The sequence below is a fragment of the Pseudomonas sp. TWR1-1-3 genome (genome assembly GCF_049896805.1).
GTDB lineage: Bacteria > Pseudomonadota > Gammaproteobacteria > Pseudomonadales > Pseudomonadaceae > Aquipseudomonas > Aquipseudomonas bubulae.
Map to the genome: position 1 here is coordinate 193,745 of NZ_JAFCUZ010000005.1, position 23,417 is coordinate 217,161.

General features: G+C 60.0%; 16 protein-coding genes and 1 riboswitch. Of the genes, 4 read left to right on the forward strand and 12 right to left on the reverse strand.

From position 1 onward, the window contains the following. The first annotated feature begins 72 nt into the window (after positions 1 to 72). Positions 73 to 1,620 carry an AhpA/YtjB family protein gene (locus tag ACP7BE_RS19350; protein ID WP_095000943.1) on the forward strand — a complete coding sequence of 516 codons (1,548 nt, stop codon included), beginning with the start codon at positions 73 to 75 and terminating at the stop codon, positions 1,618 to 1,620. A gap of 121 nt (positions 1,621 to 1,741) precedes the next feature. Here the strand turns inward: ACP7BE_RS19350 and ACP7BE_RS19355 are convergent, their stop codons facing one another. The 9 genes from ACP7BE_RS19355 to ACP7BE_RS19395 all read right to left on the reverse strand — a co-directional run bounded on the left by ACP7BE_RS19355 (position 1,742) and on the right by ACP7BE_RS19395 (position 11,050). Then, positions 1,742 to 2,446 carry a PqiC family protein gene (locus ACP7BE_RS19355; RefSeq protein ID WP_170943716.1) on the reverse strand — a complete coding sequence of 235 codons (705 nt, stop codon included), beginning with the start codon at positions 2,444 to 2,446 and terminating at the stop codon, positions 1,742 to 1,744. 179 nt (positions 2,447 to 2,625) lie between these two features. Then, entirely contained in the window at positions 2,626 to 4,890 is a 2,265-nt protein-coding gene (parC, locus tag ACP7BE_RS19360; RefSeq protein WP_095000941.1) for a DNA topoisomerase IV subunit A, read from the reverse strand. Between the two features lie 11 nt (positions 4,891 to 4,901). Beyond that, positions 4,902 to 5,423 (reverse strand): retropepsin-like aspartic protease family protein, encoded by a 522-nt coding sequence (locus tag ACP7BE_RS19365; RefSeq protein WP_426106915.1) that lies wholly within the window; start codon positions 5,421 to 5,423, stop codon positions 4,902 to 4,904. Then, a complete protein-coding gene (locus tag ACP7BE_RS19370; protein ID WP_426106917.1) occupies positions 5,420 to 6,400 on the reverse strand; it encodes an esterase-like activity of phytase family protein in 981 nt (326 codons plus the stop codon). The genes ACP7BE_RS19365 and ACP7BE_RS19370 overlap by 4 nt, the downstream gene beginning before the upstream one ends. Next, entirely contained in the window at positions 6,400 to 8,304 is a 1,905-nt protein-coding gene (gene parE, locus ACP7BE_RS19375) for a DNA topoisomerase IV subunit B (RefSeq protein ID WP_426106919.1), read from the reverse strand. The genes ACP7BE_RS19370 and parE overlap by 1 nt, the downstream gene beginning before the upstream one ends. 51 nt (positions 8,305 to 8,355) lie before the next feature. After that, positions 8,356 to 8,964 carry a YqiA/YcfP family alpha/beta fold hydrolase gene (locus ACP7BE_RS19380; RefSeq protein WP_095000937.1) on the reverse strand — a complete coding sequence of 203 codons (609 nt, stop codon included), beginning with the start codon at positions 8,962 to 8,964 and terminating at the stop codon, positions 8,356 to 8,358. A 95-nt stretch (positions 8,965 to 9,059) separates the two neighbouring features. Continuing rightward, positions 9,060 to 9,875 (reverse strand): 3',5'-cyclic-AMP phosphodiesterase, encoded by an 816-nt coding sequence (gene cpdA / locus ACP7BE_RS19385; protein WP_095000936.1) that lies wholly within the window; start codon positions 9,873 to 9,875, stop codon positions 9,060 to 9,062. 114 nt (positions 9,876 to 9,989) lie between these two features. Continuing rightward, entirely contained in the window at positions 9,990 to 10,442 is a 453-nt protein-coding gene (locus ACP7BE_RS19390) for a DUF1249 domain-containing protein (protein ID WP_095000935.1), read from the reverse strand. Next, a complete protein-coding gene (locus tag ACP7BE_RS19395; protein ID WP_095001096.1) occupies positions 10,433 to 11,050 on the reverse strand; it encodes an NUDIX domain-containing protein in 618 nt (205 codons plus the stop codon). The genes ACP7BE_RS19390 and ACP7BE_RS19395 overlap by 10 nt, the downstream gene beginning before the upstream one ends. 223 nt (positions 11,051 to 11,273) lie before the next feature. Here ACP7BE_RS19395 and ACP7BE_RS19400 point away from each other — a divergent pair, with 223 nt between their 5' ends. After that, the gene (locus ACP7BE_RS19400) at positions 11,274 to 12,020 is read left to right on the forward strand and encodes an RsiV family protein (RefSeq protein WP_095023821.1); all 747 of its coding nucleotides are present in this window, start codon (positions 11,274 to 11,276) and stop codon (positions 12,018 to 12,020) included. Between the two features lie 105 nt (positions 12,021 to 12,125). On the opposite strand, the gene cytX is transcribed toward ACP7BE_RS19400, so the two are convergent. Next, positions 12,126 to 13,397 (reverse strand): putative hydroxymethylpyrimidine transporter CytX, encoded by a 1,272-nt coding sequence (cytX, locus tag ACP7BE_RS19405; protein ID WP_426106923.1) that lies wholly within the window; start codon positions 13,395 to 13,397, stop codon positions 12,126 to 12,128. Positions 13,398 to 13,537: 140 nt separating this feature from the next. Next, entirely contained in the window at positions 13,538 to 15,427 is a 1,890-nt protein-coding gene (gene thiC / locus ACP7BE_RS19410) for a phosphomethylpyrimidine synthase ThiC (protein WP_133144743.1), read from the reverse strand. 154 nt (positions 15,428 to 15,581) lie between these two features. After that, a riboswitch (TPP riboswitch) is annotated at positions 15,582 to 15,687 on the reverse strand. A gap of 172 nt (positions 15,688 to 15,859) precedes the next feature. Between thiC and ACP7BE_RS19415 the strand changes: the two genes are divergently transcribed. Further along, positions 15,860 to 17,296, forward strand: coding sequence for a TolC family outer membrane protein (locus tag ACP7BE_RS19415; RefSeq protein ID WP_095000932.1), 1,437 nt, complete (start codon positions 15,860 to 15,862; stop codon positions 17,294 to 17,296). A gap of 113 nt (positions 17,297 to 17,409) precedes the next feature. Continuing rightward, complete coding sequence (locus ACP7BE_RS19420) at positions 17,410 to 22,092, forward strand: dermonecrotic toxin domain-containing protein (RefSeq protein ID WP_426106926.1); 4,683 nt, start codon at positions 17,410 to 17,412, stop codon at positions 22,090 to 22,092. Here the strand turns inward: ACP7BE_RS19420 and waaA are convergent. Continuing rightward, positions 22,089 to 23,366: a lipid IV(A) 3-deoxy-D-manno-octulosonic acid transferase gene (gene waaA, locus ACP7BE_RS19425; protein ID WP_095020188.1), complete on the reverse strand. Its 1,278-nt coding sequence runs from the start codon at positions 23,364 to 23,366 to the stop codon at positions 22,089 to 22,091. The two genes, ACP7BE_RS19420 and waaA, sit on opposite strands and share 4 nt — an antisense overlap. Between the last annotated feature and the right edge of the window lie 51 nt (positions 23,367 to 23,417).

The following is a 23,417-nucleotide window of genomic DNA, read 5'->3' on the forward strand; positions in this document are numbered from 1 at the left end:
CGCCAAGGCTTTGCCGCCCTCAGGCCGCTCGCTATACTGCGCACCAACTTAACGGACTAAGAGCCGCGCTCAGTGAACCGGCCATCGCCTGTCAAAACCGATAACTTCTTCCTGCTGATCTTCCGGGCCCTGCGCGATCGCCGCGTTCCGCTTGCTCTGCGTATCGCCAGCCATAACGTGATCCTGGTCGCCCTGGCACTGGTCATCTATGCCGTGGTCATGGGCCTGCAATTCAAGCAGGCCATGCACGAACAGGCCGACGCCCTGGGGCAAAGCCTGACCACGCAAACCGCCACCTCGGCGACCGAGCTGCTGGTGTCAAACGACATCCTCAGCCTCAACGTGCTGCTCAACAACCTGACCAAAAACCCGCTGGTGGCTCACGCGGCCATTTATAGCGTGGACAACCGTATCCTCGCCGAAGCCGGGCAACGTCCCAAAAATGGCCTGCTGGGCGAAACCGAAGGTGTGTATCAAACCAAGATCACCTTTCAGGATGTGACCGCCGGGCATCTGCGCATCAGCCTGGACATGCACCAGTTCGAGCAGCCGATGACCATCAGCCTGCAAAGCATGGGCATTTTGAGTGCTATCCTGCTGGCCCTTGCCCTGGCCTTAAGCTTGCGTCTGGGCCGTCATATCACCACGCCCCTGCTGCAACTGCGGGTATGGCTGCGCGAACCCGATCCTTACACCCCGGCCATCCAGCGCCAGGATGAGATCGGCGACCTGGCTCGTCAGCTCCACACCCGCCTGGCCCCTCCGGCACCAGAGCCTGAGCCGGAACCAGAAGAAGACGACTACGACGACAGCGACTACGAAGAGGCCGAAGACAACGAGCCGAGCTTTGAAGTGCGCAACCTGAGTGACCCGACGTTCGATGAGACTGCAGCGGCACCTGCGCCCAAGGCTGCACCTCGACAGTTGGTGAGCACTGAAGAAGACGAGAACGACGACGAAGACCCGTTTGCCGACCTGCGCGACACCAGCACGGCGAGTGCCGCGCCGGTTGCCCTGGCCAAACCAAAACCGGTCGCATCTGCGGCGCCGCAACCGAGTGCCGTACTCGCGGTGCAACTGGGGGCACAAGAGCAATTGCGCCGCCTGCCCCGCGCCCGATTGATGGAACTGCTGGAACGCTATCGTGATTGTCTGAACCAGGCAGCCTCGCTGTACCAAAGCGAACTGCATACGCTGAACGATGGCAGCACACTGATGCTGTTCCACAGTGAAGACAGCGGCGACGACTACCTGACCAACGCCATTTGCTGCGGCGAGCTGCTGCGTGCATTGGGTCACGCCCTGCAAATCGAAGTGGCAGACAGCGGCATTACCCTGCAATTGCAGTTGGGCCTGGTGCTGGGTGAAGGCCTGAGCGGCATGAGTCAGATTGACCTGCTGCTGACCGAAACGGCGCAGGATGCACTGGCCTTGTCGCAACACAGCCGCAACCTGTTGCTGGTAGAGCGCAAGATCAGCGATGACCCGCTGATCCGCCAGCGCGCCCGAATCCGCCCGATTGCCAGCCCGGAAGGCGCCTGCTGCGTAGAGCGCCTGATGGAGCCCTACCCTTCGATGCTGGAGCGCCAGCTGGCGCGGATGCATGAGAGTCGCGGGTAGCCAAAGCCAAGAGCACCATCACCCTGGCCCTCTCCCTCCGGGAGAGGCGTGGTGAGGGGCTTTTGACCTGCCATAAAAAATCCCGCACATGTGCGGGATTTTTTTGTTTCTGGCTACAGCCTCAGAAGCGGAAGATTTCCATATCCGTGCGTATCGGTGAGGCCATTGGGATACGAGGTTTATCCGCACCCTGCTTGGGGGCTGCCTTGGACGGCGCCTTGGGCGCTTCCACCAGAGGCGGCTGGTTGGCCAGAGGCTTGAGTGCCACCGCCAATTGCTCGCTCAACTGTTGCAACAACTTGCCCTGAGCCTTGACCTGGTCCGCCGTACTGCCCCCGTGCGGCTGCTCCAGGTGCACGATGCGGTTGTCACGCACTTGCCCGCGACGGTCAATCAAGCGCCATTGTGCGTCCAGCACTGCAGGCAGATCCTTGCCCGAGTCCAGCCGAGTGATCGACAACAACACTTGCACATCCGGGCTGAAGCCCGCAGGTGCCGGGGCCTGGACCACACGCTGGCTGTCCAGGCGCCATGCCAGTTGGCGCACCAGCAGTTGGTCGATATCTGCCGACAGGCTACCCGCCCATCGTCCGTCAGTCGCAGCGCTCAAACTGCCATCAGGCTGGCGTTGCAGCAGGGTTTCACGTTGCAGGTAGTCGGCCACGCTGATCGGGCCAAGTACCACAGCCATGCCGGCGCTTTGCGCGGGCTGGCCGGGGGTGCCGCTGTCCAGTTGGTACAAGGCCGCCGGCTGGTGCGTGCTGCACCCCGCCAGACCCAACACACCGGTCAGCAACGCAATTATAGGAAGGCGTAGAACGTTCATCATTCCATCCAGGTGGCCGCCTCAGGGCGAGCCGCAGTGTAATTCTCGAAAGGCTCGCAAAGCACATTGCCATAAGCCGTGCCGCTAACGCGGCATATCATCCGCGAATATTGGGCATGACTCCAGCGCTGTCGCGCCGATCTGCGCTTAAAAACGCAGGCCGGGCGCACTAAACAGGCTTAATTGGGGGTTTCTACCAACAAGGCATCTACACGCTGGAACCCACGAGGCAGTTTGTTGCCACGACGGCCACGCTCACCTTTGTAGTGTTCCAGGTCATCCGCCTTGAGCGTCAAGGTACGCTTGCCCGCCTGCAATACCAATGCGGCATTGTCTGGAAGTACCGCGATGTCGGTCACGTACTCTTCGCGGCTGGCCACGCGATCGCCGGGGATGCCGATGATCTTGTTGCCCTTGCCCTTGCCCAGCTGCGGCAGGTCGCTGACTTTGAAGATCAACAGGCGCCCTTCAGTGGTTACCGCCGCCAGCCAGTTGTGCTCGCGATCGGACACCGGCCGCGGCTGCATCACCTGCGCGCCTTTGGGCAGGCTGAGCAATGCCTTACCTGCCTTGTTCTTGGCCTGCAGGTCCTCTCCCTTGACCACAAACCCGTAACCGGCGTCGGAAGCAATCACATACAGCGCATCGTCTTCTGGCAACAGCACGCACTCGAATGTCGCCCCCGGCGGCGGCGTCAGACGACCGGTCAGCGGTTCGCCCTGACCACGGGCCGACGGCAAGGTGTGCGCAGCCACTGAGTAGCTGCGCCCCGTGGAGTCGATAAACACCGCAAACTGGTTGGAACGCCCGGCAGCGGCGGTTTTGTAACCATCCCCCGCTTTATAGGACAGGCCGGTAGCGTCCAGGTCGTGGCCTTTACCGCAACGTACCCAGCCTTTCTCCGAGAGCACCACCGTGACCGCTTCAGTCGGCACCAGCTCGTTTTCCGATAGGGCTTTGGCTTCTGCGCGGGCCACGATTGGCGAACGACGATCATCGCCGTAGGTTTTGGCGTCTTCCAGCAGTTCAGTGCGCACCAGCTTTTTCAGCTTGGCTTCGCTGCCCAGCAGGGCTTGCAGCTTGGCTTGCTCTTTACGCAGTGCATCCTGCTCGTCGCGCAGCTTCATCTCTTCCAGACGGGCCAGTTGGCGCAGGCGCGTATCAAGGATGTAATCAGCCTGGGTTTCACTCAGGGCAAAGCGTGCAATCAGCTCGGCCTTGGGGTGTTCCTCGGTGCGAATGATATGGATCACTTCATCGAGGTTCAGGTAAGCGGTGAGCAAACCGTCCAGCAGGTGCAGGCGGCGCTCGACTTTATCGAGACGGAACTGCAGGCGGCGGCGCACGGTGTTGACGCGGAACTCCAGCCATTCAACCAGCAGGGCACGCAGGTTTTTCAGCTGCGGCTTGCCGTCCAGGCCGATGATATTGATGTTGACCCGGAACGTGGACTCAAGCTCGGTGACAGCGAACAAGTGCTGCATCAGCTCGTCGAGATCGACCTTGTTGTTGCGCGGAATGATGACGATACGGCACGGGTTTTCATGGTCGGACTCATCGCGCAGGTCGGTTACCATCGCCAGCTTGGTCGGCTTGGCCTGCATCAGCGCGGCGATCTGCTCCAACACCTTGGCACCCGACACCTGATGCGGCAGTGCAGTGACCACGATGTCGCCGTCTTCGATGTGATACACCGCACGCATGCGCACCGAACCACGGCCGGTCTGATAGATCTTCAGCAGGTCGGCGCGCGGGGTGATGATTTCAGCTTCAGTCGGGTAGTCCGGGCCTTGAATGTGTTCGCACAATTGCTCAACCGTGGCTTTCGGCTCGTCGAGCAAACGCACGCACGCCGCCGCCACTTCACGCAGGTTGTGCGGCGGCACATCGGTGGCCATGCCGACGGCGATGCCGGTGGTGCCATTGAGCAGGATATTGGGCAAACGTGCCGGTAAAACCGCAGGTTCGTCGAGGGTACCGTCAAAGTTCGGTACCCAGTCCGCCGTGCCCTGGCCCAATTCGCTGAGCAGGACCTCGGAGTAACGCGACAGGCGAGCTTCGGTGTAACGCATGGCGGCGAACGACTTGGGATCGTCCGGCGCACCCCAGTTGCCCTGGCCGTCGACCAAGGTGTAGCGATAGCTGAACGGCTGTGCCATCAGCACCATCGCTTCGTAGCAGGCCGAGTCGCCGTGAGGGTGGAATTTACCGAGCACGTCACCGACGGTACGCGCCGATTTTTTGTGCTTGGAGTCAGCGTCCAGGCCCAACTCGCTCATGGCGTAAACAATACGCCGCTGTACGGGCTTGAGGCCGTCGCCGATATGCGGCAAGGCCCGATCCATGATGACGTACATGGAGTAGTTGAGGTAGGCCTGTTCGGTGAAGTCGGCCAGTGACCGGCGTTCTACGCCGTCCAGGCTGAGATCAAGGGAGTCGCTCATGCGGACCTCATTCAGTTCGTTGTCTGGCGCAGCAGCATGGTGCCGCCGCGCTGGGTAAATTCAAGTTTGTTCAGCGCACTCATGCCCAGCAGCACCTGCTCGCCGTCCAGCCCGGGGGCCGCTACAGCTCGCACATCGCGCAGCACAATGGCGCCCAGCTGCAGGCGATCGATGCGGGTCTGGTAGCCCTGGGTGCGGCCATTGGCGGTGCTCAGGGTCACCGGGAGGCCCTTGGGCAGTGCCAGTTGCCTGGCCAGATCCATCGGCACCGCCACATCGGTGGCACCGGTATCGAGTAAAAATTCCACCGGCACGTTGTTGATCCGGCCACTGGCGACGAAATGGCCCTGCACGTTGCCGAGCAGTTTGACTTCGATATAACCCTCGCCTTGCTGCGAGGTCACTTCGGTATTGGGGTTTTGCTGACGCTGTTCCCAGCGCCCGAAAAACTGCGTGGCCAGGTACAGGCCCGCGCACCAGGCCACGATCATGAAGATACGCCCCACGCCTTTGCCCGGTGCTTGCTGGCTCATTGCTTGGCACTCCAGCCACCTTGCGGTGCAGCAAAGCGCCAGACGATGGGGCGTTTTTCGCCATCGGCGCGTCTATGGCTGCCGTTGTCGACCCCGACCCAGGCACCCTTGGCATCCAGGCTCAGGGCCTCGGTGTTGCCATAGCCGGTGTTGTAACGCCGGGCATCGGTCAGGGCATCATTGGCAAACGACCAACAGCGTTCGATCTCGCCCGTATTCGGGGTACGCCGGCAAATGCGATAGGCCATGCGCTCAAGGGTAAACAGCTTGTCCTCGAACAGCGCCAGGTCGGCAAAGTCCTTTGCCTGGGCCTTGGCGTTGAGTTGCGGCGGCGGCTGTTCAAGACCGCCTTCGCTCATCAGCACGCAGCCGTTTTCGCAGTCCCATACACTCTGTTTTTTGCGAATCGTCAGCAAGCCACGGCGCTCACGCTCGGCCGCCAGCCATATCTGATTACCCTGCGAGTTGACGGCAATCCCCTCAAACAGCGCATTGAAATGCAGCAACATGCCGCTGGCACGGGCCTGACGCACCAGCGCCGGGTCGATTTTAAGCCATGAAGGCGCCCCGGCCTGAGGGATTTGCAGTACCGCTGCATGGGACTCACTGACCACGAACCGGTTGCCCGCCTCATCGCAACTGATCCCTTCAAAGTCCAGCTCGCCGCCGCGCAACGGGCTGATGGCCTTGCCCATCATGCGCACGCCCCACGGCAAGCCGCTTTCCGGCGCTGGCGGCACATCGACAGGCAAGGCTTCGGCCTGCCACAGAGACTCGCGGGTATCGAGGCGATAAATCTGATCATCATCACGATCAGACACCGCCCACAGCTCACCCGAACATAATGCCAGCCCGGACAGATTGCCACCGCGCATGCCTTCAACCGGATGCTCTGACTGCAACGCCAGTTCTGGCCAGGTATCGGCCATGACCGGCGCAGCACCCAAACAGAACAAGCCCAGCAAGGCACTGCGCATCAGGCCAGCACCTGCGCCAGGTTGCCTTTGGATTCGAGCCAGGACTTGCGGTCACCGGCGCGTTTCTTGGCCAGCAGCATGTCCATCATTTCTGACGTGGCGGCGAAGTCTTCAAGAGTGAGTTGCACCAGGCGACGGGTGTTCGGATCCATCGTGGTTTCGCGCAGCTGTGGCGGGTTCATCTCACCCAGCCCCTTGAATCGTGTGACTTGCGGCTTGCCGCGTTTTTTCTCGGCGACAAGACGGTCAAGAATGCCGTCGCGCTCGGCTTCGTCCAGGGCGTAGAAGATCTCCTTGCCCAGGTCGATGCGGTACAGCGGCGGCATCGCCACATAGACGTGACCGGCATCCACCAGCGGGCGGAAGTGCTGCACAAACAATGCACAGAGCAAGGTAGCAATGTGCAGGCCGTCGGAGTCGGCGTCGGCAAGGATGCAGATCTTGCCGTAACGCAACTGGCTCATATCGGCCGCGCCCGGATCGACACCGATGGCCACAGCGATATTGTGCACTTCCTGGCTCGCCAGCACTTCGCTGCCGTCGACTTCCCAGGTGTTGAGGATCTTGCCGCGCAACGGCAGGATCGCCTGGAACTCCTTGTCCCGCGCCTGCTTGGCCGAGCCGCCTGCAGAATCACCTTCCACCAGGAACAGCTCGGAGCGCATCGGGTCTTGCCCGGCGCAGTCCGCCAGCTTGCCCGGCAAGGCCGGCCCCTGGGTAATGCGCTTGCGTTCGACCTTTTTACTGGCCTTGAGCCTGCGCCCGGCGTTGTTGATCGCCAGTTCGGCCAGTTGCATGCCCAACTCGGGGTTGGCGTTGAGCCACAGGCTGAAGGAGTCCTTGATCACGCCCGAGACAAATGCCGCCGCCTCACGGGATGACAGACGCTCTTTGGTCTGACCCGAGAACTGGGGTTCCTGCATTTTCATCGACAGCACGAACGCAATGCGCTCCCACACATCTTCAGGCGCCAGCTTGACACCCCGCGGCAGCAGGCTGCGGAACTCGCAGAACTCGCGCATGGCATCGAGCAAGCCCTGGCGCAGGCCGTTGACGTGGGTACCGCCCTGGGCCGTAGGGATCAGGTTGACGTAGCTTTCCTGAACACTGTCGCCGCCCTCGGGCAGCCACAGCAAGGCCCAGTCGATGGCTTCCTTGTTACCGGCCAGGCTGCCGCAGAACGGCTCGTCGGGCAGGCGTTCAAATTCGCTGACTGCATCGACCAGATACGAGCGCAGGCCGTCTTCGTAATGCCACTCGACCTTTTCGTTGGTATTTTTGTCTTCGAACGTAACCAGCAGCCCCGGGCATAGCACGGCCTTGGCCTTGAGCACGTGCTTGAGGCGGCTGACGGAAAACTTGGGTGAATCGAAGTATTTCGGGTCCGGCGCGAAGTACACGCTGGTGCCGGTGTTGCGCTTGCCAACCGTACCGATAATTTCCAGATCGGTGGCTTTATAGCCATCGGCAAAGGTCATCTGGTACTCGTTGCCGTCACGCTTGACCTTGACCCGTACCAGCGTCGACAGCGCGTTGACCACCGAGATGCCCACGCCGTGCAGGCCGCCGGAGAACTGGTAGTTTTTGTTGGAGAACTTGCCGCCGGCGTGGAGCTTGGTGAGGATCAGCTCGACGCCCGGCACACCCTCTTCAGGGTGGATGTCCACCGGCATGCCGCGCCCGTCATCGCTGACTTCCAGCGAATGATCGGCGTGCAGGATGACGTTGACCGACTTGGCGTGACCGGCCAGGGCCTCGTCGACGCTGTTGTCGATGACTTCCTGGGCCAGGTGGTTGGGCCGGCTGGTGTCGGTATACATGCCGGGGCGTTTGCGCACCGGGTCGAGGCCCGAGAGGACTTCGATGGCGTCGGCGTTATAAGAGCTAGCGCTGGGAGTGACCATAGGGTCTCGTCGTTAGTCGTAAGTGAAAAAAAGGGCCATTCGACGGGCGCCTTAAAGGGCCGCGAAGTCGATGGTTTCAAACTGTTCGGCGCCGATCCCTGCAAAGTTCAGCAAGTCGGGCAGCTGCTGGGCAAAGCCCTGATAACTGTGATCACCGCCCGCCTCAATACGCAACGTACATGCCGCGTAGTACTGTTCAGCGTAGCGGTAGTCCAGGGTTTCATCGCCTGTCTGCAACCACACCTGACAACGCTGCGCGTCCTGAGGGGCTGGCACTTCAAGTTCTGCCAGCGCCTGCACGTGATCGAGGGTCAGTTCCCAGGTTTCGCCGCTGTAGTGATTGGTTTGCGTGCCCAGATAGCCGTCGAACATCCGGTGCGGGCTGACGGCCGGATTGATCAGCAAGGCCTTGAGGCCGTATTGGCGGGCCAGCCATGTCGCATAGTAGCCGCCGAGCGAGCTGCCGACCAGCAATGGGCTGCCAAGCTCACTGATTACGCCCTGCAATTGGGCAATGGCCTGGCGCGGATGATGGTGCAGGGCAGGCACCCGCAGTTGCCCGCCAAGGCCCATGCCGTGCATAGCCGACGTCAACTGCATGGCTTTCTTGGACTCGGGGGCACTGTTGAACCCGTGGATATACAAGATGGAACCTGACATGCGATGACCCCCGAAGACCCGTTAAGCTGAACACAGCAACAATAAAGGCGCGCAGTTTAGCCTGACTCAGGGGCAATGACTCGCTTCAAGATAATTCAGTAATTGTTGGCGCTGTAATCCGGCTCAAAGGTGAAATCCGCCAGGCGCGACACGCCGGTTTGCAGAGTGCCGTCCGGTTGCAAGCGCAGCCAGCGATAGCCCGGTGCCTCGCCGCTGACCTTGAAGTCTGGGCTGCCCACCGCGAACTGGATGCAGGTAGAGGGCGTGGCCAGCAATCGAACGTCGTTGCGCTGCTGGTCGAACGCCTGATGAACATGCCCCCACAGTACCGCCCGGGCCTGGGGATAACGGTCCATGACCGACCAGAATTCTTTGGCATTGCGCAGACCGATCGGCTCCAGCCACGGGCAGCCCACCGACACCGGGTGGTGATGCAGGCACACCAGGTGATGGCGATCGGGGGCTTCGCTCAAGGATTGGGCCAGCAATTGCAACTGATCGTCCTCCAGGTAACCGGGGGTGGAGTGGGGAACTGCCGAGTTGAGCAGCGTAATGCGCCAATTGCCAATATCGACCACCGGCTCCAGAAGACGGCTTTGCACGGCCGCTTCACGCATCTGCGCAACTTGATCGTGGTTGCCGGGGATCCAGCGGCCAAAGGGTGCCAACGGCGCGGTCAGTGTGCGAAAGCGTTGATAAGCCTCGACACTGCCGTCCTGGGTCAGATCACCAGTGGCCAGCAGGCCGTCAATATGCGGCTGCTCGGCCTGCACCAGATCAATCACTTGTTGCAGGCTTTGCGCGGTCTTGAGCCCCAGCAGCGAGCCATCCGCTTCTGCAAACAGGTGGCTGTCAGAGAGCTGCACCAGCAGCACCGGGTCTTCGGTGGTCAGCGTGGATACATTCGGCAAGGTGGCTCTCCCGGGGAGGGTCAGTGAATGGCGCGATTATGCCATTGAGTATGGCCATTATGGGAGTAAGCGCCTTGATCCAGAGGCCAGTTTTTTGGTGCGGTTGCCAGGATTTCAGCGCACTTCTGCGTACTCATGGCCACAGGCCAGGCAATGACTTAGCCACTCACCCAAAAACACATTGAGCTGGGCCTTTTCGTCGGGCTGGTGCATGGCGATATTGGGGTAGGGATAAATGCTGCGAAAGCGCCGCGCATGCTCGGCCGCGACCACTTCGGCCATGCGCGCATCGTGATACACCTGCACCTGCAATTGAGGCACCGGCAACCACGGCAAGCTGTGCTCCTGGCTGACACGCAAGGTGCTGGTGTACGGGCAATCGAGGATCACCTCCAGCGTCAGCACGCCCAGCATCTGATCGCCCTGGGTCACGGCAATCTGGCGCGGGCCGGGTTGCTCGCGCATTTCGGGCAACAAACGCATCAGACGCGCATAGTTGGCCTCGCAAGCGGCCTGCAGCCCGATCAGATCGACCCGATAACGATCGCGAACCCCATTTACGACCATAACCCCCTCACTTCAGCGCGATTAAGCGCCAGCCATTGCAGGGCAATAATGCTCGCTGCATTGGAAATACGCCCATCACGTACTGCTTGCAGCGCATCTTCGTACGCCCATACCGTTACACGAATATCTTCTGCCTCTTCCTCCAGACCATGCAAGCCCCCGACGCCCTCAGTGCTGCAACGCCCGAGATAGAGATGAACAAACTCGGTGCTGCCCCCCGGCGACGGGAAGTAGCGAGTGATCGGCCACAACGACGAGAACGTCAGCCCGGCCTCTTCTTCACCTTCACGGTGAGCCACTTCCTCGGGCACTTCAGCCTTGTCGATCAGCCCGGCAACCAGCTCGATCAGCCAGGGCGTGTCAGTCTTGCCCAGGGCGCCGACGCGGAACTGTTCGATCAGTACCACTTCATCACGCTGCGGGTCGTAGGGCAGCACACAGACTGCATCATGTCGTACAAACACCTCACGACTGATCTCGCGACTCATGCCTCCGGCAAAGAGTTCGTGTCGCAGATGCACCCGATCAAGCTTGTAAAAACCCTGATAACCGTTCTCGCGCTTTACGATCTCGACGGTGCTTGGCCTGGCCTTGGTGATGTCAGTCATTACAAACCCCTTGCTGGCGAATTTCACCGTGGGCGGACCCTCGGCATCGCGCATCCTAACGCGCCAGAGACTGCGGATGCAGCCTCTTTTCTAACACGGGGATAGACGGATCGCCTGCAAAACAACTCTAATTGGCTCTACATAAGCTTAGTGGCGAACCGATGCCCATGCTGGCAGTCGAACCACCATCACTCCCCCACTCTTCCGACGATGAAGGACGACCATGTCGCTTTTAAAGTTTGCTTCCATGACTTGCATCGCCCTGACCCTGGGCGCTTGCCAAAGCGTGTTCCAGCCTGCGGTGCAAAAGCCGTTGGCGTTTGCCAATGACGCTTCCGAGCAAGTCAAGGCAGGCTGCACCGGCCAGGAATGCCCGCTGGTGAACATCGATACACTGCATTTTCCCGACGCCCCCAAGCTCGATGCGCTGATCGAAAATCGCCTGTTGCGAATGACCGTCAATTCGCCTGAGGACAAACTGGCGCCCTCGCTCAACGCCTATCGCGAACACTTCCTGCGTACGGCCGACAGCCGTAACAGCACTTATTTGCAGGCCAAGGTACGCGAGCAGCATGACGGTCTGGTGATTGTCGAGCTTTCCAGCTACCTGGATACCGGGGGCGCCCATGGCATGCCGGGCCGCGGCTTTATCAACTACTCGCGCTCACAGCAAAAGGACGTGACCCTGCAGGACATGCTGCTGCCGGGCCAGGAACAGGCTTTCTGGGGTGCCGCCAAAGTGGCTCACAACAACTGGCTGATCAGCAGCCATTACGGCAGCGATCCGGAGTTCGTGAAAAACTGGCCGTTCGAGAAAACCCCGCATGTGGCGCTGCTCAAAGACAACGTAGTGCTCAAGTACGACGTGTACAGCATTGCGCCGTACTCTGAGGGCCATGTTGAGTTGAAGATTCCGTACTCGCGTTTGAACGGGATTTTAAAGCCAGAGTGGTTTCCGGGTCGCGGGTAACGCCAACCGCCCCTGTGGCAGCGGGCTAGCTCGCGATGGGATCGATACGGTTTCACTGGAAAACCGCGTCGCCAGCATCGCGAGCAAGCCCGCTCCCACAGTGTGCTAGGCCGTTTTTGACCCGCGCCCCAACAGCCACTGCAACCCGCCGGCCAGCAACAACGCGGGCAATGTTGCGCCTACATCCGGCAGCACGTTCGCCAGCAGGTGATAAGTCAGCACTCCGCCCAGCCAGGCCAGCAGCGTCGGCCAGCGCCACAACTCAGGCGCAACCCGGGCACTGCGCTGGCGCAGGATAAAGTGATCCACCAGCACCACGCCGAACAATGGCGCGAACACCGAACCAATCAGCAACAGAAAGTTCTGGTACTGCGCCAGCGGCGCAAAGCAGGCGATCAAGGTGCAGACCACGCCGATGGCCAGGGCCAGATGCTCGACTTTCAAACGCAACAGAATCCCGCCTGACACCGCCGCCGAGTGAATATCGGCAAATGCGTTTTCCGACTCATCGAGCAAAATCAGCAGCAGCGGAATCCCCAGCCCGGCCCCTGCCAGCGCCAGCAGCAGCGCATTCACTTCACCACTCGGGGCGAATGCCAGGGTGTAAGCCACGCCCAGGCTCATCAGCCAGAAGTTACCGATAAAGAAGCCCAAGGCCGTGCCGCCGAACACGTTTTGTGCACGCTTGCCGAAGCGTGAGTAATCCGCAATCAGCGGCAACCACGACAGCGGCATGGCAATGGCAATGTCAAAACCCACTGCGAACGGCAGCGAACCATCGCCTTTTTGCGCCCACAGCGCTGGCAGGTCAGCTTTGGCAAACAGGTTCCAGGTCAGCCATAGACAGGCCGCCAGCAGTAACCAGATACCCCATTTGCGCAGAATCTTGCGCACAAAGGTCAATGGCCCGCTCACCGCAAGCAAGGTGGCCAAGGCGCCGAACAGCAGCGTCAGCATCAGGGGGTTGCTCAACAGGCTGCCTTCGCCAAAAGCCTGGGCGCCAAGCAGGCTGGCCGCGTCGCGCATCACGATGATTTCAAACGAGCCCCAGCCGATCAATTGCAACACGTTGAGCATGGCCGGGAGCATGGCACCGCGACTGCCCAGGCTGAGCTTGAGCGCAGCCATGGACGAAAGGCCGGTATCGCTGCCAATCACACCGACCGAAGCCAATAGCGACACGCCTACCAGCGTGCCGAGAAAAATCGCCAGCAATGAACCCGACAGTCCCAGCCCCGGCGCAAGCAACGCGCCGGTCTGCAACACCATCAGGCCAATGCCGAGGGAGAACCACAGGGAGAACAAATCGCGACCACCGAATGCACGCCGGTCCAAAGGAACAGCAAGGTCGGGAGAGTAAGTACCGGGTGTGTTCAAGGAATGAATCCCACAAAGAGAAAACCGCCTAAAAAACCTGTGGGAGCGGGCTTGCTCGCGATGCAATCAACTCGGTGCATCTGAATCACCGAGGTGCTGCAATCGCGAGCAAGCCCGCTCCCACAAGGGGACTGCTTACATCACACTTTTTTGTACAGCTGACTGCCTTCCTGCTTGAAGCGCTCGGCCTGTTCGGCCAGGCCTTTGGCCACATCCACGTCGATGGCATCTATGCGCTGGTTGGCGGCGTAGATACGAACTTCCTGGGTGATTTTCATCGAGCAGAACTTCGGCCCGCACATGGAGCAGAAATGCGCGACCTTGGCCGAATCCTTGGGCAGCGTTTCGTCGTGATAGGAGCGCGCCGTGTCCGGATCCAGGCCCAGGTTGAACTGATCTTCCCAACGGAACTCAAAACGCGCCTTGCTCAGGGCGTTGTCGCGGATCTGAGCGCCTGGATGACCCTTGGCAAGGTCGGCAGCATGGGCCGCGATCTTGTAGGTGATGATCCCGGTCTTCACGTCATCCTTGTTCGGCAGGCCCAAGTGTTCCTTGGGCGTCACGTAGCAAAGCATGGCGCAACCGAACCAGCCGATCATCGCCGCACCAATGCCCGAGGTGATGTGGTCGTAACCCGGCGCAATGTCGGTGGTCAGCGGGCCGAGGGTGTAGAACGGCGCCTCGTCACAGCACTCCAGCTGCTTGTCCATGTTCTCCTTGATCAACTGCATCGGCACGTGGCCAGGGCCTTCGATCATGCACTGCACGTCGTGCTTCCAGGCGATCTTGGTCAGCTCGCCAAGGGTTTCCAGCTCGCCGAACTGCGCCGCGTCATTGGCGTCGGCAATCGATCCCGGACGCAAGCCATCGCCCAGCGAGAAGCTGACGTCGTAGGCTTTCATGATTTCGCAGATTTCGTCGAAGTGGGTGTAAAGGAAGTTTTCTTTGTGGTGCGCCAGGCACCACTTGGCCATGATCGAACCACCACGGGACACAATCCCGGTCACGCGCTTGGCGGTCAGCGGCACATAACGCAGCAGCACACCTGCGTGGATGGTGAAGTAGTCCACGCCCTGCTCGGCCTGCTCGATCAGGGTGTCGCGGAACAGCTCCCAGGTCAGGTCTTCGGCCACGCCGTTGACCTTTTCCAGCGCCTGGTAAATCGGCACCGTACCAATCGGCACCGGCGAGTTGCGGATGATCCACTCACGGGTTTCGTGAATGTGCTTGCCGGTGGACAGGTCCATGACCGTGTCCGATCCCCAGCGAATGCCCCAGGTCAGCTTGGCCACTTCTTCTTCAATAGAAGAGCCCAGCGCACTGTTGCCGATATTGCCGTTGATCTTCACCAGGAAGTTGCGACCGATGATCATCGGTTCCAGCTCAACGTGGTTGATGTTGGCCGGGATGATGGCGCGGCCGCGGGCGATTTCATCACGCACGAATTCGGCGGTGATTTCTTTCGGGATGCTCGCGCCAAAGCTGTGGCCCGGATGCTGCTGGTCAAGCAAACCGGCGGCGCGGGCTTCCTGCAGCTTCATGTTTTCGCGGATGGCGACGTATTCCATCTCGGCGGTGATGATGCCCTGACGCGCATAGTGCATCTGGCTGACGTTGGCACCGGCCTTGGCCCGACGCGGGTTCTTCACGTGGGCGAAGCGCAGTTTGGTCAACTCTGCATCTTCAAGGCGCATCTGCCCAAAGTTGGAGCTCAGGCCCGGCAGGCGCTCGGTGTCGTCACGGTCGTCAATCCACGCCGAGCGCACATCGTCCAGACCTTTGCGCACATCAATTTGCACCGACGGGTCGGTATACGGGCCCGAAGTGTCGTAGATCAATACCGGGGCGTTCACTTCACCGCCAAAATCGGTAGGTGTGACATCCAGGCTGACTTCACGCATCGGCACCAGAATGTCCGGGCGCGAACCCTGTACGTAGACTTTTTGCGAGCGGGTAAACGGCTTGACCGACTGCTCATCGACCTTGGCCGAATCACTGAGATTGATCGCGTTTTTTGGTTTTGTACTCATCACGGCTCTCCAGACTGCATCCAGGCGGATTGTCGGAGGGAGAACCTGAAAAATGTACGGATGCACCCAAGGACTGGGTGCTGAGTGACGGCCTCGAATGATTGATCATTTTTTGACCAATCAATCCCGGACAGCACTCAAGAGGACTCGCCGGGAGACGAGAAATCTTGTTCCCTACGCAGGCGTTAACCTGATCAGGTTCAACGGGATCCGAAATTATTCGATCTCAGCCTCATAGCAAGGCACCCCGACAAGAACGCGCCCAGTCTAGAGAAGAGTGAGGCAGAACGCCAACCCCTCAATCAATGGCGTGATAAAAGGCGCAAGAACGGCATTGTTGCAAGGTGCCACCACTACTACACTCGCTACTTCTTGAAACCGCGAGTCGGACTCGGGCTTTCATTTTTCGCATTCTTGAACTAGGGATCGCTCATGCTGCGCAAACTATCACTGGCTATCGCCGTGTCTTGGGCGTCCAGCGCAATGGCGCTGGAAACCACCGCCCCATTGTCCAGCCAAAACGGCCTGGTCAGCGTTTACCACGAAGCGGTCGACAACAACGCCGACCTGGCGGCGGCCCGCGCCGGTTACGAGGCGCAAAAGGAAGTGGTGCCCCAGGCCCGTGCTGGCTTGCTGCCCAACCTGTCAGGGGGGGCCGAGTCGAGCAACGTGCGCACGGCCATCGACCAGCCATCGTTGACCACCACCCGCAGCGCGATGGTCTACCAGGCCACGCTGGCACAGCCGATTTTCCGGATTGACCGCTGGTTCCAGTTGAAAGCCGCCGAATCGATCAACGAACAGGCTGCACTGCAACTCTCGGCCACCGAGCAAAACCTGATTCTGCAAAGCGCCAATGCCTACTTCTCGGTACTGCGCGCCCAGGACACACTGGCGGCGACCAAGGCCGAAGAGGCCGCGTTCAAGCGCCAGCTGGACCAGTCCCGCGAGCGTTTTGACGTGGGTCTGTCGGACAAGACTGACGTGCTGCAATCCCAGGCCAGCTACGATACGGCGCGGGCCAACCGGATGCTGGCCCAGCGTCAGGTCGAAGACGCTTTTGAATCGCTGATCACCCTGACCAACCGCCAGTACAATGCGATTGAAGGCATGCGTCACACCTTGCCGATCCTGCCGCCGATGCCCAATGACGCCAAGTCATGGGTAGACACCGCCGCGCAGCAGAACCTCAACCTGCTGGCCAGCAATTACGCAGTAAACGCCGCCGAAGAAACGCTCAAGCAGCGCAAGGCTGGCCATGCGCCAACCCTCGATGCCGTGGCACAGTACAAAACCGGCGACAACGACGCTTTCGGTTTGAGCAACCCCAACGCCCTGAACCAGCGTTACGGCGGCGACGTGTCCCAGCGCAGCATCGGCGTGCAGTTGAATATCCCGATCTATAGCGGCGGGCTGACCAGCTCCCAGGTGCGCGAGTCGTACTCGCGCCTGGACCAGACCGAACAACAGCGTGAAGCCTTGCGCCGCCAGGTGGTGGAAAACACCCGCAACCTGCACCGTGCGGTCAATACCGACGTTGAACAGGTGCAGGCACGCAAACAGTCGATCATCTCCAACCAGAGCGCACTGGAAGCCACGGAAATCGGCTACCAGGTGGGCACACGCAATATCGTCGACGTGCTCGACGCCCAGCGCCAGCTGTACAACTCGGTACGTGATTACAACAACAGTCGCTACGACTACATCCTCGACAACCTGCGCCTCAAGCAGGCTGCAGGAACGTTGAACCCGGGGGATCTGGAAGCGCTGTCACATTATTTGAAAGCCGACTACAACCCAGACAAGGACTTTCTGCCACCGGACCTGGCCAAGGCCGCCGAAGCCAATCTGCGCTCGCCGGGCAACTGACTTTCGCGCAATTTGATTGGCTGACATATCCAGCTAACACCGTTCCTTGAACGCTCCAGAAGTTAATACGGCATCGGTCGTATGACCTTCTGGAACGCAACACAGGAACGCTCATGCCTACAGTCCCCTCGCCCTCCCTCGCCCTGCCCGAAAATGCCGTACGGGCACAGTTCGCCAACCCGCCCCCACTCACAACGGTCGCCCGGCAAATGCTCGCAGCGGCCATTGCACAGCGCTATCCCTCACTGCGAATCAGCCTCGAACGCACCCGCCTGGCCGTGCCCAGGCCCGGTGGAGGCTGGTCGCTGGAGCCGTTCATGCCCCGGGTGCTGGATTACCTGGGTAGCGGTGTCACGCTGGATTTAAGCCCCGTCAACACACAACCCTACTACCTGACCGATAACGCCCCCGACTGGCTCAAGCCCGATGACGGTGAGCTGGATATGCAGGTTATCGAAAGCCTGGTCAAGGAGCTCCCCTGGCGCCTGCCCGTCGGACTGCAGAATGCACTGCACCAGTGGTGGACAAAAAAAACCGATACCGGCACCAGCCGCTGGCGGTGGCTCAGCGATGTGATGCGGGACACCCTGACAATTGGTGCAATTCGGCAAACCGGTCTGAACCCGGCCGCCCTTGCTGCCATCAACCAGGTCATCACCACGCCTGACCTCGAAGAGCGTATCCGCCTGTATGGCGAGAACGCTGTGCGCGCCTATTGGCTCGAAGCCACCCTGCTGAATCCTGAGGTGGTTTACTCCGGGCTCAATACAAGGATTGCTCTGGTCACCCGAAACCAGGTGCTGATGTGCAAAGCTGACGGCGACACCCTCACCTTTAAAAGCATGGCCACACTGGGTCAGGCCTGGGCCAGGAAAATCATCAGCTCGTACACCGTAAAAGAAATTCGCATGAAGCAATTTGAGCTGGAGGGTAATTTTTTCGATGCCAGCGCCGCCGCCATTCTGAACCGGCAACTTGAACGCACAGCCACGCTAAAAGTGCCGTCCAGTATCGGCTGGCAGGCACTGCAAAGGGTTTACAGGTCCATCACGGATACCTCGGCATACTTTGCCGACGCGCCCAAAGCCACCTTGCAGAGCCTTACAACGGTCAAAAACCACTTGCCCGAATGGCTGAATAACGCGTCAGCGGCCAGCATCGCACGCTATCGCCATTACAGCCTTGCCCTGTATGCCGCCAAACAGGCCAGCGAAGGCAAGACCTACCTGTATGGCATCAGCGACATCCACACCTATGCCGCCGACGCGTTGCACTGGCAAATGCGCGCCGACCAGCGACAATTCGAGCAAGATATCCCCATGCAAGAGCGCATGGATCAGTTTGCACCCAATGATATCGAGCTGACTTTTCTGTCCGCCACCGGCCTGCCCGGGACCATCGGCATCGTGGAGAGCACCACCATGAGCCTGACCGAGCTGTCCCTGAAAAATCTGATCGGTCGGCCCGAAGGTGCACTCAGCCTGCGCCATCGCCTGGGCGGGCCACTGCCAGGATGGTTGACGCCCGACTACATCACCCGACGCGGCGGGCTGATCGAAAAGGTCGATATCGGCAGGGTGTACCCCAAGTATCTTGAAAACGCACTGTTGAGCAACACACCCGACGCCCTGGTGCGCGAAAGGTTTTTCGCCACTCAAACCAGCGTGCAACTGCCGATGGAAGCGCTGGAACTGAGCCTGAAAAAACAAAATGGCCTGACCCCGCTGGGCGCCCGCCATGTGGCCGCAGTGGTACATACCTGCGCCGCTGAGCAACAGGTCGAAGGACTGGCAGTGGTCATTCGTCATTTGGCCCTGCTACGCCACCCCGAAGCCCTGCCCGACATTGTGGGCAATATGTTTATCATCGAGCCGGCCAACGTCGAGTATGGGCCACATGTGCTGTACCGGCCTTTTTACTCGCCATCACTGCTGGAGTTCAGCACCCGCGACGCACTGCTGGACGCCATTGCCGAGCCCTCGCCTCTGCAAACCAGCGTACTGACCTGGTTGAGTGACATTGCCCGTCCGATCTACGACAACGGCGGCTTCAAGGAGCCACATTACCTGCGCTTCGGTTTGGGCAGTGAGTTCGCTCCGATTGAACGGCCGGGTCCTGCCAGGCTGGCCACCAACGGCAGCGACGAGTTACTGCAATTTCTACAAAACGGCCAGTTGATGCAGTACCTCTTTGGCTGTAATGCCAGGGCGCTGGTGGAGCAGGCGAACACAGATTCGGTGTCCAATACGGAAAGCCGCTGGGGGGTGCTACTGGAAGGTGGCAGCCTGATTTTCAACAGCCTGTTGCTGCTGCCGGGCTTGCCACCCCCCATCATGCTGACCGGCGGTTTGCTGAGTGTCGCGAAACTGGCCAGCCAGGACATCCCCGCTCTTGCCAGCAGTGACGCCGCGACTCGCGAGCTGGCAGCCGCCGATGTATTGCTTAACCTGGGCATGTTGCTGTTCCACCAGTCCCAGACGGCTCTGCAAAAACTCACACCACTTCCAGAAGGGTTAATGGGCAAGGCCTTGCGAGCGCAGGCGCCGGCCCGTATCGCCGAAATCTGGCCGGAGCCGGAGCCGCCCAAAATTGTCACGGGCATCGTGGCCCTGCCCGGCGAGTTGCCTGGTGCCCGCAGCACCGAGCTGGACTTGGGCATCGCCAGCGCCAGCGATCGCCTGACTGCCAGCAGACGCGAGCTGTTGGCCAGTTTCAAGGTGGCGCGACCCGAAACTTTACCGCCTCCGATACCCGACGGCCTGTTCAAGGGGCTTTATTTAATTGATCAGAAGTGGCACGCCTTGCTCGGTGAAGGGCTGTACCCCGTGCACATCGACAGCGAAGATAATGTCGCCATCTCTTCAAGCACCGATATCAATCGCATTGGCCCGAACCTGAGAACGGATGGTAAAGGTAATTGGTTTGTAGACACCCGCCTGCGTTTACAGGCTGGGGGCCTCTCCAGACGCATAGCGTCCCTGCAAGCGCAAAAAGCCCGGCGTAAAAGTGAACTGCAAACACAGCTGACTGATTTTTACCCCCTTGAAGCTCCGCGGCAGAAGGCCGTTGATATCACCCACAGCGCCCTGAGGAGTGCAATGGCAGACCCACGCTTCACTGCCGAGCAGCTCGCCGCTTTACGCGAGAGGCTCAAAACCGCACTGCACGCGGAGTTGAGCGGTTACCAGGCATTGCTGGCCACTGCCGAGGAACGCAGCAAGCTTGATATCCCCTTTCACGAAACGATCGTGATTTCCATGCTGGAGAAGTCCTTCGACAACCGGATCATCTCCCTGGTTGTCTCGGCAAACGAACAAAGAGCCCTGATCAACAAGTGGCCGCAGTTCAATGCAGAGGACGCTAATATCGAGGCCGCGGTACAGGCAGACCCCCAGGGGTATGCACAGTCAAACCGCGAGCAGGTGGCAATCAACGAGATCACGATAGAACGTATCGAGCAAAGAGACGGCTATCTGGAGCAGTTGTACAACTTCGGCGAAGCGGGCATCGCTGCCGCTACCGAACTGGCCCGCTCAATACCTGCGGCCGGACATACCAGCCTGACTCTCAAGGGTTTTCAGCTCGACTGCCTGAAACAGGCCAGCTCCACCCCCTCCGCAAGCAGTCTCACAGAAGAAAGCCTTGATAGCGCCATTGACCCGCTCAATGAGCACACCCACACCCATAACCAGCTCAATACTCTGGAAATCGACGCTGACAAACGCCTGGAGGTACTGGACAGCCTCGCGGAGAACTACGGCCAGGCGCTGGATGCCCTGGAAGGCATTGGCTTGATGTATGCCGATGAACTGGATCCCGAGTACTTCAAAAAGCTTCGTCTGTTGCTGACAGAGCTCTATCAGGATGTCACCCGCCAACTGGCGGCCGAGATCAAGCCGCCCCCGCAGCCCCCTGCACAAAGACCTGGAAAGCGCACTCCACCTACCGCTGGCAGTCGCTCCAAAAAAGTGATTCATGTCCGTGGCAAGGGCAAATTGATCGGCGAACTCCGGCCCGCAGACAACGAATGGCTGAGTGATGTCATTGAAATCCGCTCAGACTATGACGAGCAATTACTGTCGACTTATTTGCAGCACGAGGACGAATGGATCGAGATTAAAACCGTGCGCACTGAATCACCGCGCACACGGGCACTGAATATCATCAAGGGTGATGCGCGCAAACTTTACGCCTTGTCCGAATGGCATCTGCACAAGGCCACAGTGCACAGCATGAGTACCCGCTACCCGCAGGAAGTCGAAGAAGAACTCATTCGCGAAGCCAATAAGCTCGACAAGCTGGCCACTGAACTGCACTTGGCCCTGCAGACCCAAGCCGAGGATTCAAGGTCCCAGGACGATCAGACCCTGATCGACAGCATGCGCAGTGCTGCCCAAAAAATGATCAGGGAAGGCAGGGAGATGCGCATCAAGTTGAGCTTCGAACTGCCGCCGACCCATGGCAACCTGCAGTACCTGATTGATGAGAAACAGGTCCAGATAGCGGGGCTAGGCAAGCGCATCCCGTTAACCGGTGAGCGGCAGGACTATATGCAGGAGTACGCCGTCAACGACCGCCAGGGCAGCCCGCTGTGGTATGCCCATTTTCACTATGACGAGGCCCATACCCCGAAAGCGAACTACACGGCCGCTCACTTGAAGACAAAAGAGCAGCGAAAATTCAGCTACATCGTCCAGCTGGACAAGGCTAAAACTGCCCCTGCCATCGTAAACGTGCATCGCGGCCAGATTGGTAAAGACCTGGCCGAACGCTGGTTTCTGCCACTGGCCGACTAGCGCGACATCAACCGTCCCAGGCCATCGAGCAACCGCTGCAAGGCGCCCTGATTGCGCTGCATGACTTTAAGGCCCGCCTGGCCCATGCGCCGGGCGTCTTGCGGCAACTCGAACAAGCGCTGTACCGCCAGCGCCAGCCCTTGGGCGTCGTCCACTTCTTCCAGTGCTCCGGCGTCGCGCAGCATCGCGCTGATTTCCAGAAAGTTGAACAGATGTGGCCCGCTCAACACCGGTTTGGCCAGCGCCGCCGGTTCCAGCAGGTTGTGCCCGCCATTGGGAACCAGACTGCCCCCCACAAAAGCGGTGTCTGCCAGCGCGTACAAAAACAGCAATTCACCCATGGTATCACCCAGCATGACCTGGGTACTTGCGGTGACCGGCTCGCCACTGGAACGGCGCACCGTGGCAAACCCTTCGCGCTGGCACAGCTCGAATACCTGATTGAAGCGCTCCGGGTGCCGAGGCACCAGCATCAGCAACGCATTGGGGTAATGGCCAAGCAATTGCCGATGGGCCGCGAGCACAATCTCGTCCTCCCCCTCGTGGGTGCTGGCTGCAATCCATACCGGGCGAGCCAGAGCCTGCCACTGCTCACGCAGCTCCCGGGCATCGACCAGCAGCTGGGGGTCGATGGTCAGGTCAAACTTGATCGAGCCGGTGACCTCAACGCACTCAGGTCGTGCACCCAATTGACGAAAGCGCTCGGCTTCGGTTTCGGTCTGCACGGCAATCAGGCTCATTTCTTCCAACATGGGCCGGGTCAGGCGGGCGAAGCGGCCATAGCCCTTGGCCGAGCGTGCCGACAAGCGGGCATTGGCGAGCGCCACCGGTATGCCGCGCTTGGCACACTGATGGATATGATTGGGCCACAACTCGGTTTCCATGATGACCGCGAGTTTGGGTTGCACGCGATTCAAAAAGCGCGCGGCCGCCCACGGCAAGTCGTAAGGCAGGTAGCAATGCTGAATACGCGGCTCATTCGCGAACAGCGCCTGGATCCGCTCGGACCCGGTGGGTGTCATACACGTCACTGTGATTGGCAGCTGTGGGTAACGTTTTAGCAGCTCACGAATCATCGGCGCGGCAGCGATGCTCTCGCCCACCGAGACCGCATGCACCCAGATCCCCCCCGGCTGCAGGGTCGGCAGATTCACGGCGAAACGCTCACCAATACGCCGGGCATAAGCGGGCGCCTTGCGCGCCCGCAGCCACAATCGAATCGCCACCAGTGGCAGCCCCAGATGAAACAGCAAGGTGTAGAGAGTTCTATTCATGGGTGCGGAGTTTACTTGAAAAAGTATTCACGATGATGGCACCGAATACTC

Bases quoted from the DNA above. Each gene is read 5' to 3' on its own strand.
- ACP7BE_RS19355 (WP_170943716.1), bottom strand. From the start codon at position 2,446: ATGAACGTTCTACGCCTTCCTATAATTGCGTTGCTGACCGGTGTGTTG.
- parC (WP_095000941.1), bottom strand. From the start codon at position 4,890: ATGAGCGACTCCCTTGATCTCAGCCTGGACGGCGTAGAACGCCGGTCA.
- ACP7BE_RS19365 (WP_426106915.1), bottom strand. From the start codon at position 5,423: ATGAGCCAGCAAGCACCGGGCAAAGGCGTGGGGCGTATCTTCATGATC.
- ACP7BE_RS19370 (WP_426106917.1), bottom strand. From the start codon at position 6,400: ATGCGCAGTGCCTTGCTGGGCTTGTTCTGTTTGGGTGCTGCGCCGGTC.
- parE (WP_426106919.1), bottom strand. From the start codon at position 8,304: ATGGTCACTCCCAGCGCTAGCTCTTATAACGCCGACGCCATCGAAGTC.
- ACP7BE_RS19380 (WP_095000937.1), bottom strand. From the start codon at position 8,964: ATGTCAGGTTCCATCTTGTATATCCACGGGTTCAACAGTGCCCCCGAG.
- ACP7BE_RS19390 (WP_095000935.1), bottom strand. From the start codon at position 10,442: ATGGTCGTAAATGGGGTTCGCGATCGTTATCGGGTCGATCTGATCGGG.
- ACP7BE_RS19395 (WP_095001096.1), bottom strand. From the start codon at position 11,050: ATGACTGACATCACCAAGGCCAGGCCAAGCACCGTCGAGATCGTAAAG.
- ACP7BE_RS19400 (WP_095023821.1), top strand. From the start codon at position 11,274: ATGTCGCTTTTAAAGTTTGCTTCCATGACTTGCATCGCCCTGACCCTG.
- thiC (WP_133144743.1), bottom strand. From the start codon at position 15,427: ATGAGTACAAAACCAAAAAACGCGATCAATCTCAGTGATTCGGCCAAG.
- ACP7BE_RS19415 (WP_095000932.1), top strand. From the start codon at position 15,860: ATGCTGCGCAAACTATCACTGGCTATCGCCGTGTCTTGGGCGTCCAGC.
- ACP7BE_RS19420 (WP_426106926.1), top strand. From the start codon at position 17,410: ATGCCTACAGTCCCCTCGCCCTCCCTCGCCCTGCCCGAAAATGCCGTA.
- waaA (WP_095020188.1), bottom strand. From the start codon at position 23,366: ATGAATAGAACTCTCTACACCTTGCTGTTTCATCTGGGGCTGCCACTG.